The sequence below is a fragment of the Rhizobium sp. RHZ01 genome (genome assembly GCF_014851595.1).
Lineage (GTDB): Bacteria > Pseudomonadota > Alphaproteobacteria > Rhizobiales > Rhizobiaceae > Rhizobium > Rhizobium altiplani.
On record NZ_JACUZZ010000013.1, the window covers coordinates 26,950 to 41,898 of the forward strand.

The window sequence follows — 14,949 nt, forward strand, 5'->3', positions numbered from 1 at the left end:
TCCCCCTTGTTCGGCTGGGCGCAGGGTAGGAGCCGAAGCGTCGCAGCGGAAGCCGCCAAGCCTTATGAATCTATGAAAGCTTTTGATGCTTTTCAGGAGATGCGGTTGCGCTCGACCGTCAGCTGCGCAAAGCGCGAGGCAGCGCCCGCGGTCGCCAGCTCGCCGGACACCTTCCTGTCCCATTCGAAGCCGAGGACGGCGCCACCGGGTGTTTCCTGAAACACATTGTCGGTGATGACGGCTGTTCCGGCACCCTCCGCTACCGACACAGCGCATCCGATCGAGGCCTTGCGGATGATATTTCCGGTCACGACGAGGTTACGGAGATAGGGACCCCAGCCGAGCTGCATGCCCCGGCGTGGAGCGCCTTCGATGATGTTGGCGGAGACCAGTGTGTCCGCCTCGGCGGCAATGCCGATGCCGAAGCCGACCTCATGCTCGTAGGGGCCCTTGAGCGTCAGGTTGCGCACGACGTTGCCGGTAACGCTCGCCAGCCTGCCGCCCTGGTCGAAATTGGCGATCGAGATGCCGTTCGCCGCGCCGTCCACCAGGTTTTTGGAGACGACGGCGCCCACAAACTCGAACTCGACATAAACAGCCGTCTCGCCCGAGCGCTGGCATTGGTTGCCGGTGATCTGGATATCCGAGGCCGAATTGGCGCGGATGGCGGTAAATGCGCAGTCCGACACGTGGTTGTTTGCGACCATGACGTTGTCAGCGCGGAAGATATTGATGCCGTTGCCGTTTTGACCGGTGCCGCCGTCATTGGCCTTGATCCGGTAGATGCGGTTGCCGTTGACGACGCTGTTATCAGCCGCCTTCGTCCAGCGATGCACGAGAATACCGCCATTGCCGCAGTCGAAGACCTCGTTGCCGGTGATCGAAAGCGCGTCGGATTCGACGGCGTAGATGCCGGATTGGCCGGAGCCCGATATGCGGCTGCCCGTGATCCGGCCGCCGCATCGCTCCAGTCGAACGGCATGTTTGCGGCTGTTGGCGATCTCGCAATTGTCGATGATTACCTTGGCGACGCCGGTGAATTGCAGCAGCCCGCCAGTATCATCACCGAGCGAGCGATTCTGCCCGTCGATGATGATGTTCGAGAGTTCGATGTGCTTGACCTTCTCAGCGCTGAAGAGGTTGCCACCGCCGGTGTAGACGATGCGCGATACGCCGGGAACGCCGGTGATGCGCGTATTCTCCCGCAGCACGAGATTGGAAGCCTTGTAGGTGCCTGGTGGCAGGAAAACCGGTGCGTTCTCCGCCGCCGCTTGGTCGATCATCTTCTGCAGGCTGACGCGCTTGCGGTCCGGCGCGCCTGGCGTTGGCTGGTAATCTGCCGCGTCAATCGCGCCGCGCAGGCCACCATCGCGCATAGTCGCGAAGCTGCGCGATGCCATCAGCGCAAAGGCGGATGCTCCCGCAAGACGGAGCAGGTCACGACGGGAGGTTAACGGACTTTCCTTCATTTCGACCGCCCTGCAGGAAACGTGCCAGCGCGCCTGTTTCATTTTGGTACAGATAGGCATCTTCCCGTCGCCCACTGGCCCTTCCGTTCTTTCCCGCTATCTTTGCAGGCATGAGACCAGATGCCTTGCTCTATCCCGCCCCCGAGGGGCTCTATTGTCCCGAGGGAGGATTCTATGTGGATCCCGTGCGGCCAGTCGAGCGAGCCCTGATCACCCACGGCCATTCCGATCATGCGCGGCCCGGCCATGCAAACGTGCTTGCGACACGCCAGACGCTCGACATCATGCAGATCCGCTATGGTGACGGTTTCTGCGCAAGCCAGCAGGCTGCCGCTTTCGGCGAGGAGGTCCTGATCAACGGCGTGAAGGTCAGCTTTCATCCGGCTGGCCATGTGCTCGGCTCGGCGCAGATCGCCATCGAGAAGAACGGCACCCGCATCGTCGTCTCAGGTGATTACAAGCGGCGAGCGGACCCGACCTGCGCGGCCTACGTGCCGGTTCCCTGTGATGTCTTCATCACCGAGGCCACCTTTGGACTGCCGGTCTTCCACCATCCCGATCCGGTCGATGAGATGGGCAAGCTCTACGCCTCGCTGCGGCAATTTCCGGAGCGTACGCATCTGATCGGCGCCTATGCGCTCGGCAAGGCGCAGCGCGTCATCCGCCTGCTGCGCGATACCGGCTACGATCAGCCGATCTATATCCACGGCGCGATGGAGAGGCTGTGCGACTACTACATGGAACAGGGCATTGAGCTCGGTGAGCTTTGCCCGGCGACCATCGAAAGTCGCGACAAGTCAGCCTTCAAGGGAGCCATTGTCGTCGGCCCGTCCTCCGCCTTTGCCGATCGCTGGGCACGACGCTTCAACGAGCCTTTGCCGGCATTTGCGTCGGGCTGGATGATGGTGCGTCAGCGCGCCAAGCAGCAGGGCGTCGAGCTGCCGCTAGTCATCTCCGACCATTGCGATTGGCCGGAACTGACGGAGACGATCAGTGATCTGCGCCCCGAGGAAGTGTGGGTGACGCATGGTCGCGAGGAGGCGCTGGTTCGCTGGTGCCAGTTGCAGGGCATCAAGGCCCGGCCGCTGCACCTGGTCGGTTATGAAGACGAGGCCGACTGATGAAAGCATTCGCCGACCTTCTCGACCGCCTCGTGCTCACCCCCAGCCGCAACGGCAAGCTGAAACTGCTCTCCGACTACTTCCGCGACACCCCGGATCCGGATCGCGGCTACGGGCTTGCCGCCATCGCCGGCACGCTTGAAGTGCGCAACGTCAAGCCGGCCATGCTGCGCGAGCTGGTGCTGGAGCGGATGGATGAAGTGCTCTTCCGCTATTCCTATGATTATGTCGGCGATCTCGCCGAGACGATCTCCCTTGTCTGGGACGCCGAGAAGGACATCGAACGGTCAGCACTTGCCCAGCCGCGGCTTGGCGATGTCGTCAGGCAGATGAACGCGCTTGGGCGCACCGAGGTTCGCAGCTTCGTGCGCGACCTGCTCGATCGGCTGGACACATCAGGTCGCTTCGCCTTCATCAAGCTTGCGACCGGGGCGCTCCGCATCGGGGTCTCGTCTCGTCTGGCGAAACAGGCGCTCGCCGATATGGGCGGCCGCGATGTGACCGAAATCGAGACGCTCTGGCATGGTCTGCAGCCGCCCTACGAACCGCTGTTTCGCTGGCTGGAAGGGCAGGGCGACAAGCCGGTGCTGGCAACGCCTGCAATCTTCCATTCCGTCATGCTCGCCAATCCGGTGGAGGAGGGCGATCTCGATCAGCTCGAGCCGGCCGAATACGCCGCCGAGTGGAAATGGGACGGCATTCGCGTACAGCTGTCGCGCTCCGGCGACACGCGCAAGATCTATTCGCGTTCCGGCGACGATATCTCGGGCGCGTTTCCCGATATCGTCGATTCGATCAACTTCGACGGGGTGATGGACGGTGAACTCCTCGTTGGCGGAACCACCCGTTCGAACAGCCCGACGCGTACCTTCTCCGATCTGCAGCAACGCCTGAACCGCAAGACGGTGACGATGAAGATGCTTGACGAGTATCCGGCCTTCATCCGTGCCTATGACCTCCTGTTCGATCGGGAGGAGGACGTGCGCGGGCGCTCCTATGTCGATCGCCGCGCGCGTCTTGCGGAGGTCATCGATCATGCGCCGCACGACCGTTTCGATCTTTCGCCCCTGGTCGAGTTCTCGTCGTGGGATGAACTGGATCAACTGCGGTCGTCACCGCCGGATCCTGTCATCGAAGGGGTGATGATCAAACGCCGCGACAGTGTCTATCAGGCCGGGCGGCTGAAGGGTCCGTGGTTCAAGTGGAAGCGCAATCCCTATAACGTCGACGCCGTGCTGATGTATGCGCAGCGCGGCCATGGCAAGCGCTCCAGCTATTACTCGGATTTCACCTTCGGCGTCTGGACCGAGACGCCGGAGGGAGAACAGCTGGTGCCTGTCGGCAAGGCCTATTTCGGCTTCACCGATGCCGAGTTGGAACTGCTGGATAAGTTCGTGCGCAACAACACGACGGAGCGCTTCGGTCCGGTGCGGGCCGTCAGGGCGGACAAGGATTTCGGCTTCGTCGTGGAAGTTGCCTTCGAAGGCATCAATCGCTCCACCCGCCACAAGTCAGGTGTTGCGATGCGCTTTCCGCGGATCTCCCGCCTGCGCCCCGATAAGCCGTCCTACGAGGCGGACCGCCTTCAGACGCTGGTCGCCATGATCGATGCCAAGGGCGAGCAGTAGGTTTTCTGACGCAAAACGCCGCAGGGCCACCGTTTCAACACAACGTGTGTTGGCGGTCGCACGCTTCCGGTGCAATTTTCGAATCGCCGGGAACCATGGAAGTGTGAAATGACGTCAGACGAAGGTAATTCTTTTCTCCGCCAGCGCCGCACGGTTCTTGCAGGCCTGGCTGGAGCCCTCCTGCTCCCGCGCATCGCAAGCGCATTCGACGTTCCGGAGGTGCCGAGGCTGATCGATCACGATTATGCAAAGGTCCGCAAGCGCTTCCATACCAAGCTCTTGCAGAAGGGGCCGGCTCCCGACAAGTACGAACCGCTCGACGCTCCGCCGGAAGGCGAGAAGATCTTCTATCGTTCGGGTTACGGCGGCGAATTGGAGTTGGTCGCCTGGGTTTCCAGATACAAGCGCGGCAGAAAGCCGAAGCCGGGCGTGCTGTTCCTGCATGGCGGCAACGCGATGGGGCTTGGGCATTGGGTCCTGCTCAAGGCCTATGTCGATGCCGGATTCGTGGTGATGATGCCGTCGCTGCGCGGCGAGAACGGCCAGATGGGCAATTTCTCGGGCTTCTACGACGAGGTCGACGACGTGCTCTCGGCGGCCGACCGGCTGCAACACCTTCCGGGCGTCGATGCCGATCGCCTGTTCATTGCCGGCCACAGTGTCGGCGGCACGCTGACCATGCTTGCGGCGATGAGCAGCCACAAGTTTCGTGCGGCGGCGCCGATCTCCGGCAATCCGGATGCTTTCCGTTTCTTCAATCGCTACCCGCAGGACATTCGCTTCGACGACAGCAACGCCCACGAATTCGAGGTCCGCAGCGCGCTCTGCTATGCCAAGAGCTTCAAGTGCCCCGTCCGCGTTGTTCACGGTACCGAAGAGGCACATTTCAACGACCGCGCCGGTCTGCTTGCCAGTCGCGCTCGCTCCGGCGGTGTCCGCATCGAAACTGATACGGTGACCGGCAACCATACGTCGGCGCTGCCGGCGGAAATCGAGCAGAGCATACGGTTCTTCCACGGCGTCGCGGCCTGATCGCGGTCTGACATCCATGCGAGGCTGACCGGGTGACCAGCCTCGCGCCAGCCGCAGGTGTCATCCTCGCCGCAGCTATACGTCTCGCTGTTGTCGATGAGGGTGTTTTATGACTGTTCTCAGCCGGGTGTCGCCATTTGCCGGGCTTGCGGCCACTGCTCTTTGCCTGAGCGGCTGCAACATCCTTGTCCCGGATACCGGTGCCACCGATCCCGCCCGCTTTGTGCAGGAAACGTCGCCTGTTTTTTATAACGGTGTGGATCCGATGCGCGTCAAGCCGCTGGAAACGCCGGTCCCGCAGAGGCCGGGTGTGCCGCCGACAATCTATAACCAGACCTATGGTATCCCAGGCGCGAATTTCAGCCGGACCTACGGCCTGCCGGTCACCAATCCGGTGAATGGCGCGATGTATGGCCAGGTGCGCGATACCGACTTTACGCTGCCGGCCATACCGGTCAGCCGCATCGATCCGCAATACCTGCGGCAGGAGGTCGACTATCCGACCAACGAGAAGCCCGGCACGATCATCGTCGACACGAAAACCAAGCACCTTTATTTCGTCGAGCCGGGCGGCAAGGCGATGCGCTACGGCGTCGGCCTCGGCCGTGACGGCTACGCATGGTCCGGCCGCGGCGTCATCCAGTGGAAGCAGAAGTGGCCGCGCTGGACGCCGCCCGCCGAAATGGTCTCGCGCCAGCCGGATGTCCGGGCCTTCTCTGCGGAGAACGGCGGGATGAATCCGGGCCTCGGCAACCCGCTCGGCGCGCGCGCGCTTTACATCTTCAAGGACGGGCAGGATACACTCTACCGCATCCACGGCACGCCGGATTGGCAGTCGGTCGGAAAGGCCACGTCGTCGGGATGCGTGCGCATGCTGAACCAAGATGTGGTCGACCTTTATGACCGCGTTCCGGCAAAGGCCGAAATCGTCGTGATGTAGTCGCGCAACAGCTCTGGTGATATCGTCTCGCGGCAGACGGACACGACTTCGTGAGGTGGTGGTTTATTTAACGTATGGCGATAGATTTCTTGTGTTGTCACCGGCGTTGAGCCACCTTCCGCGAAGGGCGTCCGTCCTTCCCGCGCAACAGGAAACCAGACCCGCGTATGAGCTTCGAAAAACCCCTTTCCCGCCGCAGCTTCCTTTCCTTTTCGGCAGTGACCGCAGCTTCGGCGCTGACGGGGTGTGCATCCACGGCTGGACCGCCGCCCTATGCCACGGCTCAGCCGGTCGTCATGCGCAGTCCGGTCAACATGTTCCAGGCACCGCAGACGCCAGGTGACGCCGAGCTGGCGGTCATGTATGGCCCGATCGAGGACGGCGGCTTTCTCATTCCGGCCGTGCCCTACCAGCAGATCGATCCGCGCTTCTACCGTCAGCAGGTGGTTGATCCGACCGGTCAGGCGCCCGGCACGATCGTCGTCGATACACCCTCGCGCTTCCTCTACCTTGTTCAGCCGGGCGGCACCGCCATGCGCTATGGCGTCGGCATCGGCCGCGAAGGGTTCGCCTGGCAGGGTTCCGGCGTCATCCAGTGGCGTCAAAGATGGCCGCGTTGGAAGCCGCCGAATGAGATGGTCGCGCGTCAGCCCGAACTCGCCAAGTATTCGATCGAGAACGGTGGCATGGAGCCGGGCTTGAAGAACCCGCTTGGCGCGCGGGCGCTCTATATCTTCTCGAATGGCGAAGACACGCTCTACCGCCTGCATGGCAATCCGGAATGGCGCTCCATCGGCAAGGCCGTTTCATCCGGCTGCGTCCGCCTCCTGAACCAGGACATCATCGATCTCTATGACCGCGTGCCGAACAAGGCTCCGGTGGTGGTTCTGCAGTGATCCAAGAGGGTGCGGCCAGCTGATTGGCTGGTCGCATTCACTGCCGGTGCTCGGCGACCTGAACTTCTGTAGGCGGTGACAATTCCCTGATAAGCTTCTTGCGGATCGCCGTCGCATAATCAGCAAAGCTCCTGATTTCCATCACGAAGGCATCCTCGCCGAGGATGACGCGCGTCTCGTAGTAGTCGGGAAGATCGGGTTCCTCGTCGGAAATGACCAGTCCATTGACGGTCGTCCCCATCTTCATGGCGCGCTGTCGCGCCTGATAGAGCGACGGCGTCTGTCGTCGTTTCGGCGCAACCGTCTCCTTGCCGTCGCCGGAGACATTGATGATGGTCTTGACGGCGCAGAAGCGGGGATCGGCGAGCATATCGAGGGCGGACCACATGCCGTTGCCGATGTCGGTGTTGCCGAACACCCTGCGCTGGTTGGCGTCGATCGCGGCCGCGAAGGCTTCGGCACCGTTCCCGTTGTGTATGACGAACCAATCCAGTTTTTGGGTGGAGAATTCACCATCTCCCCAGAAGACTGCGGATACCGCAACGTTGCCAGCACTTCTCAAGATGGCCAGGACGTCGTTGTCTCGGAAGGCAGTGGCGATCGCGGACTTCTGAAAGGCATATTCTTCGTCGGTGATACTACCGGATCCGTCGACGGCCACAACCAGCGCGATATCCGCGCAGGCCAAGGATGGAGACGCGGGCAGTATCAAAACCGCAGCCGCGGCCATACCAATCAGCATCTTGAGCATTTCCGCATCCCTCGTTCGCCCATAGCCCAAAATTGACTATGACAAGCGGTCGCTTTCCTGCTGTTATACCGCCGTTATTTGCTCATGCTAAATTAGAAGTTGAGATGGTAGCGATGCGGTTCATGCTGCGCCTGTTCGGTCGATTCCAGCTGCTCTCCCCCGCGGGCGAGAGCATTGTGATCGCTTCGCGCAAGCATCAGGCGCTGATTGCGATGCTGGCGTTGTCGAACGGCAAGCCTGTTTCACGATCGAAACTGGCGGGCATGCTGTGGTCCGAGCGCACCGAGGAGCATGCACGCAACAGTCTCCGCCAGGCGTTCTTTGCAATCCGTCATGCGGTCAACGGCCACGGCGTGTCACCTCTCGTCTTCGACAGCGGCGCCGGCTGGATGAGAACTGATGCCATTGTCACCGACATTCAGACTCTTGCGGAAAGCGCAAAGGCGGGATCTCTGCCGCCGTCACTGGATGCTTTTGAGGGCGAGTTTCTCGAGGGATTGAGCTTCAACGACGAGACATTGGAAACATGGCTTCGGATTGAACGCGGCCGACACCACAATTTGCTGGCCGACTGCCTTGCGGATCTAACCGAAGGTTTGGAGAGGGCGGGCAGCACGGAGCAGGCGGTTCTCGCTGCGCAATGCCTTTTGCGGCAGGATCCCTACCACGAGCCATCTCATCGAACGATCCTGCGCCATCACAAGGCCCGAGGCGAGCGCGCCCGTGCCATCAGGCATTACGAAGGCCTGAAGGCATTGCTGGAGGCCAATCTCGGTGTCGCGCCTGATCTCGAAACGCAGCAGCTCATCGATCGAATTCGCGAACAGCAGGAGCCGTCCGTGGACTTGACCAATGGCAAGCCCAGGATCGCGATCCTGCCAATCAGGAGCCTTTCACATGATGGAGACGACAGTCTCGTCGCCGAATCCCTGACGCGCAAACTGATCGGGGAACTCGGCCTGTTCTCGCCACTCTCGGTGGTCGCCGCCGCAACGATGTTTGCCGTCAATGCGAGGCACGAGACTGTCGAGGAAATCGGCAGACGGGTCGGCGCCGACTATGTCCTGGAAACTGCGGTTCAGGGCGACGGGGAGGCCGGCTGGGCGATGGTGCAACTCGTGTTCGTGCAAAGCGGCACACAGATATGGAGCCGCAAATATCTCGACGAAAGCACGAATTCCGACCTCGGGCAGGACCGGCTTGTCCGCAAGATCAGCGGCAATCTCTATCATATCGTGATGAAGCACGCGGCAGCCAGTTCGGCCACCGAGCCGGAGGGCGAAGTCGGTACGGACAAGCTGTATCTGCAGGTGTTCAATCATGTCGAGCGGCCGACGTTGAAGGGGATGATCCGTGCCCGGCGTCTCTGCGAGCGGATCCTGGCCATTGATCCCAATCACGTTCTGGTCCGCGAGAGCCTCGCCTGGATAAATTTCCACTCCTGTTTCAACGGCTGGCTGGACGATCCCGTAGGGGGCTTCCAGCAGGCGCGTGAAATCGTTCTGGTGGGGCTTGGCCTGGATGACCACGAACCCTACCTGCTCAGCGCCTTCGGCCTTGCTGAAACCTACCTGGGAAACGCCAGGGCCGGCCTGGAGGCGTTGCAAAGGGCCGTCGACCTCAACCCCAACGACGCCGAATTCCACACGTGGCTCGGTATTGGACTGACCGTCGCCGGTCTGATCGGCGAGGCGCACATGGCGTTCGATCAGGCCGATCAGGTCAGTCCGGACTATCATCCGATTTTCCTGTTCCGGGGCGATGCCCATTTCGCCTCCGGGAAGTATGAGGAAGCGATCGCCTGCCTTGATCGCTTCCTGACCGTGCTGCCGGACTATCATTGGGCGCGACTCCTGCGAGCGGCGTCATACGCAGCGCTGGGCAGGGACCTGATGGCGCGGGGCGACGTGGCCTATGTGAGGGAAAGCACGCTTTTGTTGAACGGTAGGTATCTCGAGCAGCTGCTTCAGGCACGCGGCTCATCGTTCCGGCAAGATTTGTGGTTACGGCTGGAGGCTGCGGACTTGCCGTGGGCATGATGTCGTCTCGGCTCCGGCTTGAATGTCTTGGTGCTCAAGCCGCCGATGTCAGATTGGAGCGGAGGCCCTTCAACAGCCCTCGGATCGTCTTCATTTCCTCGAGCGTGCAGCCTGCGGCCTGGCCGATTGCGCCCATGATGGTGTCGATCTCGCTCCGCATCGCGCGGCCGTTGTCGGTCAGCGACACGATAACCTGCCGTTCATCGCGGGAATCGCGTGTGCGCTTGATCAGGCCATTCTGTTCCAGGCGCTTGAGCAATGGCGACAGCGTGCCCGAATCGAGATCGAGTTGCTCGCCGATCGCCTTGACCGGCTGCTCGGACTTCTCCCAAAGCGCCAGCATCACGAGATATTGGGGATAGGTGAGGCCGACCCTGTCAAGGATCGGCTTGTAGGCGCGGGTAAAGGCATGCGCCGTCGAATAGACAGCAAAGCAGAGCTGGTTCTCGAGCCGCTTTTCCTCTTCCGGAATTTCCATCGTCTTGGCCAGATGCGCTTTCATTGTCGTCCTTCCACGGGCTCGATTGTCCTCTTTTCGAGTTCGAAATGCAATTTGCAAAATTCACTTGCGTACAATTTAATTGTGCGATAAACAAAATCCAACCCCAACGCAAAGGAGACTGACATGCCTATCCTCTACACGACCAAAGCTTCCGCCACCGGTGGCCGCGCAGGCCGCGCCGTTTCCGAAAACGGCGTTCTCGATGTGACGCTGACGGTTCCGAAGGAACTCGGCGGCGATGGCGCGACCGGCACCAACCCTGAACAGCTCTTTGCAGCCGGTTATTCGGCCTGCTTCCTCGGTGCGCTGAAATTTGTCGCCGGCAAGGAAAAGGTCAAGATTCCTGAGGACACCACGGTCAGCGCCACGGTCGGCATCGGCCCGCGTGACGACGGCACGGGTTTCGGCATTGAAGTTGCCCTGACGGTGAACATTCCCGGCCTCGACAAGCCAACCGCCGAAAAGCTTGCCGCTGCTGCCCACATCGTGTGCCCCTATAGCCATGCAATGCGCACATCGACGGAAGTTCCGGTTACCGTTGCTTGATCAATGCGAAAGGGAGCGCCGCGCATCGCGGCGCTCTTTTCAGATGAAATTTAGATGCTATACTCTTTCCTGTGAAAGGAATATGGCATGGCTGTAGTACATCCAATCTCTGGTGCCCGGTCTCCCGAGGCGGCCGTGATCACCAAGGCCGCCGTCAATGCCGCTGACCGTCTCGGCCTCAACGCCAGAACGCTTTCGGCGGTGCTCGGCGTTTCCGAGGCGACTGTCTCGCGCATGAAGCGGCAGGATTATCTGCTCGAGCGCGGCTCGAAGTCCTTTGAGCTAGCGATCCTGCTGGTCCGTCTGTTTCGCTCGCTCGACGCGATTGTCGGCGGCGACGAGACCGGTGCCCGGCAATGGCTGCGCAACGCCAACACGGCGCTCGGCGCCACGCCGCTCGAAAAGATCGTCAGCATTTCGGGATTGACCGATGTCCTTGCCTATCTGGACGCCCGCCGCGCTATCGTCTGAGACGCGGGCGATCTCGGGCAGGTTCTGGCGTCTGGTCGAGGCGCAGCACCAGATTTCGACGCTGAAGCTCGTCGATACGCTCGATGAGCAGGCGCTGCTCGAAGCCTTGCTCGAAGAAAGCAAGCCGGCGCTGCCGCCGGAATGCATCGGGCTGGACTACCTGCTGGCGACCCCGTTCCGCTATGGCGCCGTCTATCCGCATGGGTCGCGTTTCCGCCGGGCAGGGCGCACGCTGGGCGTCTTCTATGCGTCCGAGCGGGTAGAAACCGCGCTTGCCGAAATGGCGTTCTACCGACTGCTGTTCTATTCGGAGTCGCCCGCGACATCGCTTCCTGCCAATGCCGCCGAGTACACGGCTTTTGCGGCGGCCATCGCGACCGCATCGGCAATCGACCTGACCCGCGCGCCCCTCGATGCCGATCAGGCGATATGGACGGATCCTCAGAACTATGCGCCCTGTCAGGCCCTGGCTGACGCCGCTCGCGAGGCGGGTTGCAAGGCAATCCTCTACGAATCCGTGCGGGATCCGCAACGTGGCCGGAATATCGCGCTCTTGACGGCAGCGGCATTTGCCGCCCGCGAGCCTGTCGAGCGTCAGACCTGGAGGATCCGGCTGTCGGGAATCGGTGTCCAGGCGCTTTGCGATTTCCCGAAGGTCAGAATTGGATTCTCGGTGGAGGATTTCGCCAGCGACCCGCGCATGGCGCGCGACTGACTATGTCGCAGGCGGCCCGATCTTCAGGCGAGCGCCTGCAGGTCGCGCCGCAACCTTCCCATGTCGCCATCAGGCAGGGCTTCCTCGAGGCTGGCGTGGGTGCTTTCCCAGATCGGCACCGCTGCCGCGAGCACGGCCTTTCCTTCGGGCGTCAGGCTTAGCAGGCGCCGGCGCTTGTCTTTCGCGTTCTGCGTTACATTTACCCAACCACGACGCTGCAATGGCTTGAGCGCTGCCGTCAATGTCGTTTGGTCCATCGCAAGCAGGGTCGCGACCGGTCCCATGGGCGGCGGTTCCGGGCGGTTCAGCGACATCATCAGCGAAAACTGGCCGTTGGTGAGCCCGACAGGGCGAAGGGCATCGTCGAAGAGCCGCGCCAGTGCGCGCGCCGCGCGCTGCACATGCAGGCACAGGCACGTGTCACGTACCAGAAGTGTCGTTGAATAGGGAATCTCTACCGCGTTTGACATGATCAATTTCTATTGATATCAATGTAATTAGTCAAGGAAAAGGAGCATGAACCAAGCACGTCTCGACCGCGCCGGAGGAGGGCGCACGTGATGCAGAACCAAGTCGTTTCCCGTGAAGAATGGCTGGCAGCCCGCCGTGCACTGCTTCTCAAGGAGAAGGAAGCGACGCATCTGAGGGACAAGGTCAACGCCGAACGCATGGCCCTGCCATGGGTCAAGGTTGACAGGAACTACATATTCGACACACCGCAGGGCAAGAAAGGTTTCGCCGACCTTTTCGATGGGCGCAGCCAGCTTTTGATCTATCATTTCATGCTTGGCCCCGATTGGGAGGCCGGTTGCCCCGGATGCTCGTTCCTGTCGGATCACGTCGATGGAACGCTGCCACATCTCAACAACCATGATGTCACCTGGGTCGCCGTCTCGCGCGCGCCGCTCGCCAGGATCGAGGCTTACAGGAAGCGCATGGGCTGGAAATTCCCTTGGGTCTCATCCTTCGATAACAGCTTCAACTTCGACTACCATGTGTCCTTCAGTCCGGAGGATCTGGCGAAGGATAAGGTCTTCTACAATTTCGAGGCGATTGATCCGGCCAACGCCAATGACGAGCTTCCCGGTCTCAGCGCATTCTACAAGAACGACGCAGGCGAAGTCTTCCATACCTACTCGAGCTACGCCCGCGGCCTCGAAGAAGCGGTCGGCACCTTGATGATCCTCGATCGCGCGCCGAAGGGACGTAACGAAGACGCGACCATGGATTTCGTCAAGCGTCACGACGAATACGAGCCGGCCAAGAGCGCGCCATCCTGCTGTCACTGATAATATCTGCGACCATCATCCCAAGGGAGAAGGACGATGCAGCAAGCGAAAGTTCTGAAGGAGCACGAGTTCCTCGAAGACCTCGTTGGCGTATGGGACGTGACGGCACCCGAAATGACCGGACAGGAACCGTGGACGGAGATCGTGCGGTCGCTTCATGGCATCTGGTTCGTCGCCGAAGGCTCCGGCACGATGCCGGGCGGTAGCGCGGCAACGACGGTACTTACTCTCGGCTACAGCGCCGACAAGGGAAGATATGTCGGAACCTGGATAGGGACGATGATGGACCACATGTGGGTCTACGAGGGTGAGGTTTCCGACGACGGCAAGACCTTGAGCCTCTATACCACGGGCCCCGATCTTATCGGCGGAAAGGAACTCGCCGAGTATCGCGAGCAGCTCATCTTCCACGATCGCGATCACCGCACGTTCAATTCTGCTGCCAGGCAGCCCGACGGTTCCTGGAAGCAGTTCATGGAAGCGCACTACACCCGCAAGCAATAGCTGCGGACGGCGCTGCCGTTCGTCGCAAGTCCAAATCCAAATGGAGAAGACCATGTCCGAAAACCACGGCAAATTCATCTGGTGCGAACTGATGACCCCCGATCCCAAGGCCGCCGCCGAATTCTACGGCAAGGTTGTCGGGTGGACGACAAGTGACATGACGATCCAGGACCTGCCGCCCTATACGATCTTCGAAGCGAATGGAGCCGGCGTCGCCGGCCTGATGGATTTTCCCGCCGAACTGGAAGGGAAGGGCATTCCGCCGAACTGGACGGGCTATGTCGCTGTCGATGACGTCGACAAGTCGGCGAAGGACTTTGGCGCCAACGGTGGCTCCGTCCGGCGCGAGCCGGCGGATATTCCGACGGTCGGACGCTTTGCCGTCGTTGCCGATCCGCATGGGGCGGTCATCTGCATCATGACGCCGCTGCCGAGGGACAATCCGTCGCCGCCGGCACCGATGGGTACGCCCGGCCATATCGGCTGGCACGAACTCTATGCCGGCAACGGTGCCGAAGCCTTCACATTCTACTCGAAGGTCTTCGGCTGGACGAAGGATCATGACTTCGACATGGGCGAGATGGGCGCCTATACTATCTTCGCCGAGCACGGCACGCAAATTGGCGGCATGATGACCAAGCCGCCGACCGTTCCCATGCCGGTATGGGCCTATTATTTCAATGTGCCGGCCATCGATGCGGCTATCGAACGCGTCAAGGCGGGCGGCGGCACGGTGCTGAACGGTCCGATGGAAGTGCCCGGCGGCAGCTGGATCATCCAGGCTGCCGATCCCCAGGGCGCATTCTTCTGCCTCGTGGCGCCCACCCGATAGGCGCTTCAGACGACGATTTTCAACTCAGCGCGAGATGGCCGGACGCCGTCTCGCGCTGAACTGTTTGAGGGTTCCGGGAGCTCCGCCGCAAGCCGCATGGCAGCGTTCGCGTCGAATCGAAGGAGCTGGGACGCGTTGCGGGAGCGCGTTTGTACTTCATTAATTTTATTAGAATTTTAGCGTTTCCGGCGAGGTTCGGGGCCGCGGCGTTAAC

At 61.2% G+C, this 14,949-nt stretch carries 16 protein-coding genes; 12 read left to right on the forward strand and 4 right to left on the reverse strand.

The genetic code is table 11. The features are described from left to right. Positions 1–92: 92 nt before the first annotated feature. Entirely contained in the window at positions 93–1,469 is a 1,377-nt protein-coding gene (locus IB248_RS15130; protein WP_192241157.1) for a TIGR03808 family TAT-translocated repetitive protein, read from the reverse strand. A 110-nt stretch (positions 1,470–1,579) separates the two neighbouring features. Between IB248_RS15130 and IB248_RS15135 the strand changes: the two genes are divergently transcribed. From IB248_RS15135 to IB248_RS15155, 5 genes are all read left to right on the forward strand, one after another. Then, entirely contained in the window at positions 1,580–2,590 is a 1,011-nt protein-coding gene (locus IB248_RS15135) for a ligase-associated DNA damage response exonuclease (protein ID WP_112824423.1), read from the forward strand. Continuing rightward, on the forward strand, positions 2,590–4,218 hold the full coding sequence (locus IB248_RS15140; RefSeq protein WP_018859628.1) for a cisplatin damage response ATP-dependent DNA ligase: 1,629 nt from the start codon (positions 2,590–2,592) through the stop codon (positions 4,216–4,218). The genes IB248_RS15135 and IB248_RS15140 overlap by 1 nt, the downstream gene beginning before the upstream one ends. 108 nt (positions 4,219–4,326) lie before the next feature. Next, complete coding sequence (locus IB248_RS15145; RefSeq protein ID WP_192241158.1) at positions 4,327–5,250, forward strand: alpha/beta fold hydrolase; 924 nt, start codon at positions 4,327–4,329, stop codon at positions 5,248–5,250. 109 nt (positions 5,251–5,359) lie between these two features. Beyond that, on the forward strand, positions 5,360–6,190 hold the full coding sequence (locus IB248_RS15150; RefSeq protein WP_192241159.1) for a L,D-transpeptidase: 831 nt from the start codon (positions 5,360–5,362) through the stop codon (positions 6,188–6,190). Positions 6,191–6,357: 167 nt separating this feature from the next. Further along, positions 6,358–7,086, forward strand: a complete 729-nt coding sequence (locus IB248_RS15155) for a L,D-transpeptidase (RefSeq protein WP_018859625.1) — start codon at positions 6,358–6,360, stop codon at positions 7,084–7,086. Between the two features lie 37 nt (positions 7,087–7,123). On the opposite strand, the gene IB248_RS15160 is transcribed toward IB248_RS15155, so the two are convergent. Further along, positions 7,124–7,837 carry a DUF1194 domain-containing protein gene (locus tag IB248_RS15160; protein ID WP_049808360.1) on the reverse strand — a complete coding sequence of 238 codons (714 nt, stop codon included), beginning with the start codon at positions 7,835–7,837 and terminating at the stop codon, positions 7,124–7,126. A 104-nt stretch (positions 7,838–7,941) separates the two neighbouring features. Between IB248_RS15160 and IB248_RS15165 the strand changes: the two genes are divergently transcribed. Beyond that, a complete protein-coding gene (locus IB248_RS15165; RefSeq protein ID WP_192241160.1) occupies positions 7,942–9,876 on the forward strand; it encodes a BTAD domain-containing putative transcriptional regulator in 1,935 nt (644 codons plus the stop codon). A gap of 34 nt (positions 9,877–9,910) precedes the next feature. Here IB248_RS15165 and IB248_RS15170 read toward each other — a convergent pair whose 3' ends face one another. Then, the gene (locus IB248_RS15170) at positions 9,911–10,378 is read right to left on the reverse strand and encodes a MarR family transcriptional regulator (RefSeq protein ID WP_018859622.1); all 468 of its coding nucleotides are present in this window, start codon (positions 10,376–10,378) and stop codon (positions 9,911–9,913) included. A gap of 123 nt (positions 10,379–10,501) precedes the next feature. On the opposite strand from IB248_RS15170, the gene IB248_RS15175 reads away from it, so the two are divergent. The 3 genes from IB248_RS15175 (at position 10,502) to IB248_RS15185 (ending at position 12,110) form a co-directional block, all read left to right on the forward strand. Next, positions 10,502–10,924: an organic hydroperoxide resistance protein gene (locus tag IB248_RS15175; protein ID WP_025662361.1), complete on the forward strand. Its 423-nt coding sequence runs from the start codon at positions 10,502–10,504 to the stop codon at positions 10,922–10,924. Positions 10,925–11,011: 87 nt separating this feature from the next. Further along, positions 11,012–11,395: an MbcA/ParS/Xre antitoxin family protein gene (locus tag IB248_RS15180; RefSeq protein ID WP_192241161.1), complete on the forward strand. Its 384-nt coding sequence runs from the start codon at positions 11,012–11,014 to the stop codon at positions 11,393–11,395. Continuing rightward, entirely contained in the window at positions 11,355–12,110 is a 756-nt protein-coding gene (locus IB248_RS15185; protein WP_113471610.1) for an RES family NAD+ phosphorylase, read from the forward strand. Before IB248_RS15180 ends, IB248_RS15185 begins: the two co-directional genes overlap by 41 nt. Before the next feature lie 23 nt (positions 12,111–12,133). Here IB248_RS15185 and IB248_RS15190 read toward each other — a convergent pair whose 3' ends face one another. Next, entirely contained in the window at positions 12,134–12,580 is a 447-nt protein-coding gene (locus IB248_RS15190; RefSeq protein WP_018859618.1) for a MarR family winged helix-turn-helix transcriptional regulator, read from the reverse strand. Between the two features lie 90 nt (positions 12,581–12,670). On the opposite strand from IB248_RS15190, the gene IB248_RS15195 reads away from it, so the two are divergent. From IB248_RS15195 to IB248_RS15205, 3 genes are read left to right on the forward strand one after another with little or no spacing between them, the layout of a single operon-like run. Next, positions 12,671–13,399, forward strand: a complete 729-nt coding sequence (locus IB248_RS15195) for a thioredoxin family protein (RefSeq protein WP_192241198.1) — start codon at positions 12,671–12,673, stop codon at positions 13,397–13,399. A gap of 36 nt (positions 13,400–13,435) precedes the next feature. Beyond that, the gene (locus IB248_RS15200; protein WP_192241162.1) at positions 13,436–13,903 is read left to right on the forward strand and encodes a DUF1579 domain-containing protein; all 468 of its coding nucleotides are present in this window, start codon (positions 13,436–13,438) and stop codon (positions 13,901–13,903) included. Between the two features lie 52 nt (positions 13,904–13,955). Beyond that, positions 13,956–14,735, forward strand: a complete 780-nt coding sequence (locus IB248_RS15205; RefSeq protein ID WP_169683885.1) for a VOC family protein — start codon at positions 13,956–13,958, stop codon at positions 14,733–14,735. Positions 14,736–14,949 lie beyond the last annotated feature (214 nt).

Coding starts and splice junctions, on each gene's coding strand:
- IB248_RS15130 (WP_192241157.1), bottom strand. CDS start 1,469: ATGAAGGAAAGTCCGTTAACCTCCCGTCGTGACCTGCTCCGTCTTGCG.
- IB248_RS15135 (WP_112824423.1), top strand. CDS start 1,580: ATGAGACCAGATGCCTTGCTCTATCCCGCCCCCGAGGGGCTCTATTGT.
- IB248_RS15140 (WP_018859628.1), top strand. CDS start 2,590: ATGAAAGCATTCGCCGACCTTCTCGACCGCCTCGTGCTCACCCCCAGC.
- IB248_RS15145 (WP_192241158.1), top strand. CDS start 4,327: ATGACGTCAGACGAAGGTAATTCTTTTCTCCGCCAGCGCCGCACGGTT.
- IB248_RS15150 (WP_192241159.1), top strand. CDS start 5,360: ATGACTGTTCTCAGCCGGGTGTCGCCATTTGCCGGGCTTGCGGCCACT.
- IB248_RS15155 (WP_018859625.1), top strand. CDS start 6,358: ATGAGCTTCGAAAAACCCCTTTCCCGCCGCAGCTTCCTTTCCTTTTCG.
- IB248_RS15160 (WP_049808360.1), bottom strand. CDS start 7,837: ATGCTCAAGATGCTGATTGGTATGGCCGCGGCTGCGGTTTTGATACTG.
- IB248_RS15165 (WP_192241160.1), top strand. CDS start 7,942: ATGGTAGCGATGCGGTTCATGCTGCGCCTGTTCGGTCGATTCCAGCTG.
- IB248_RS15170 (WP_018859622.1), bottom strand. CDS start 10,378: ATGAAAGCGCATCTGGCCAAGACGATGGAAATTCCGGAAGAGGAAAAG.
- IB248_RS15175 (WP_025662361.1), top strand. CDS start 10,502: ATGCCTATCCTCTACACGACCAAAGCTTCCGCCACCGGTGGCCGCGCA.
- IB248_RS15180 (WP_192241161.1), top strand. CDS start 11,012: ATGGCTGTAGTACATCCAATCTCTGGTGCCCGGTCTCCCGAGGCGGCC.
- IB248_RS15185 (WP_113471610.1), top strand. CDS start 11,355: ATGTCCTTGCCTATCTGGACGCCCGCCGCGCTATCGTCTGAGACGCGG.
- IB248_RS15190 (WP_018859618.1), bottom strand. CDS start 12,580: ATGTCAAACGCGGTAGAGATTCCCTATTCAACGACACTTCTGGTACGT.
- IB248_RS15195 (WP_192241198.1), top strand. CDS start 12,671: ATGCAGAACCAAGTCGTTTCCCGTGAAGAATGGCTGGCAGCCCGCCGT.
- IB248_RS15200 (WP_192241162.1), top strand. CDS start 13,436: ATGCAGCAAGCGAAAGTTCTGAAGGAGCACGAGTTCCTCGAAGACCTC.
- IB248_RS15205 (WP_169683885.1), top strand. CDS start 13,956: ATGTCCGAAAACCACGGCAAATTCATCTGGTGCGAACTGATGACCCCC.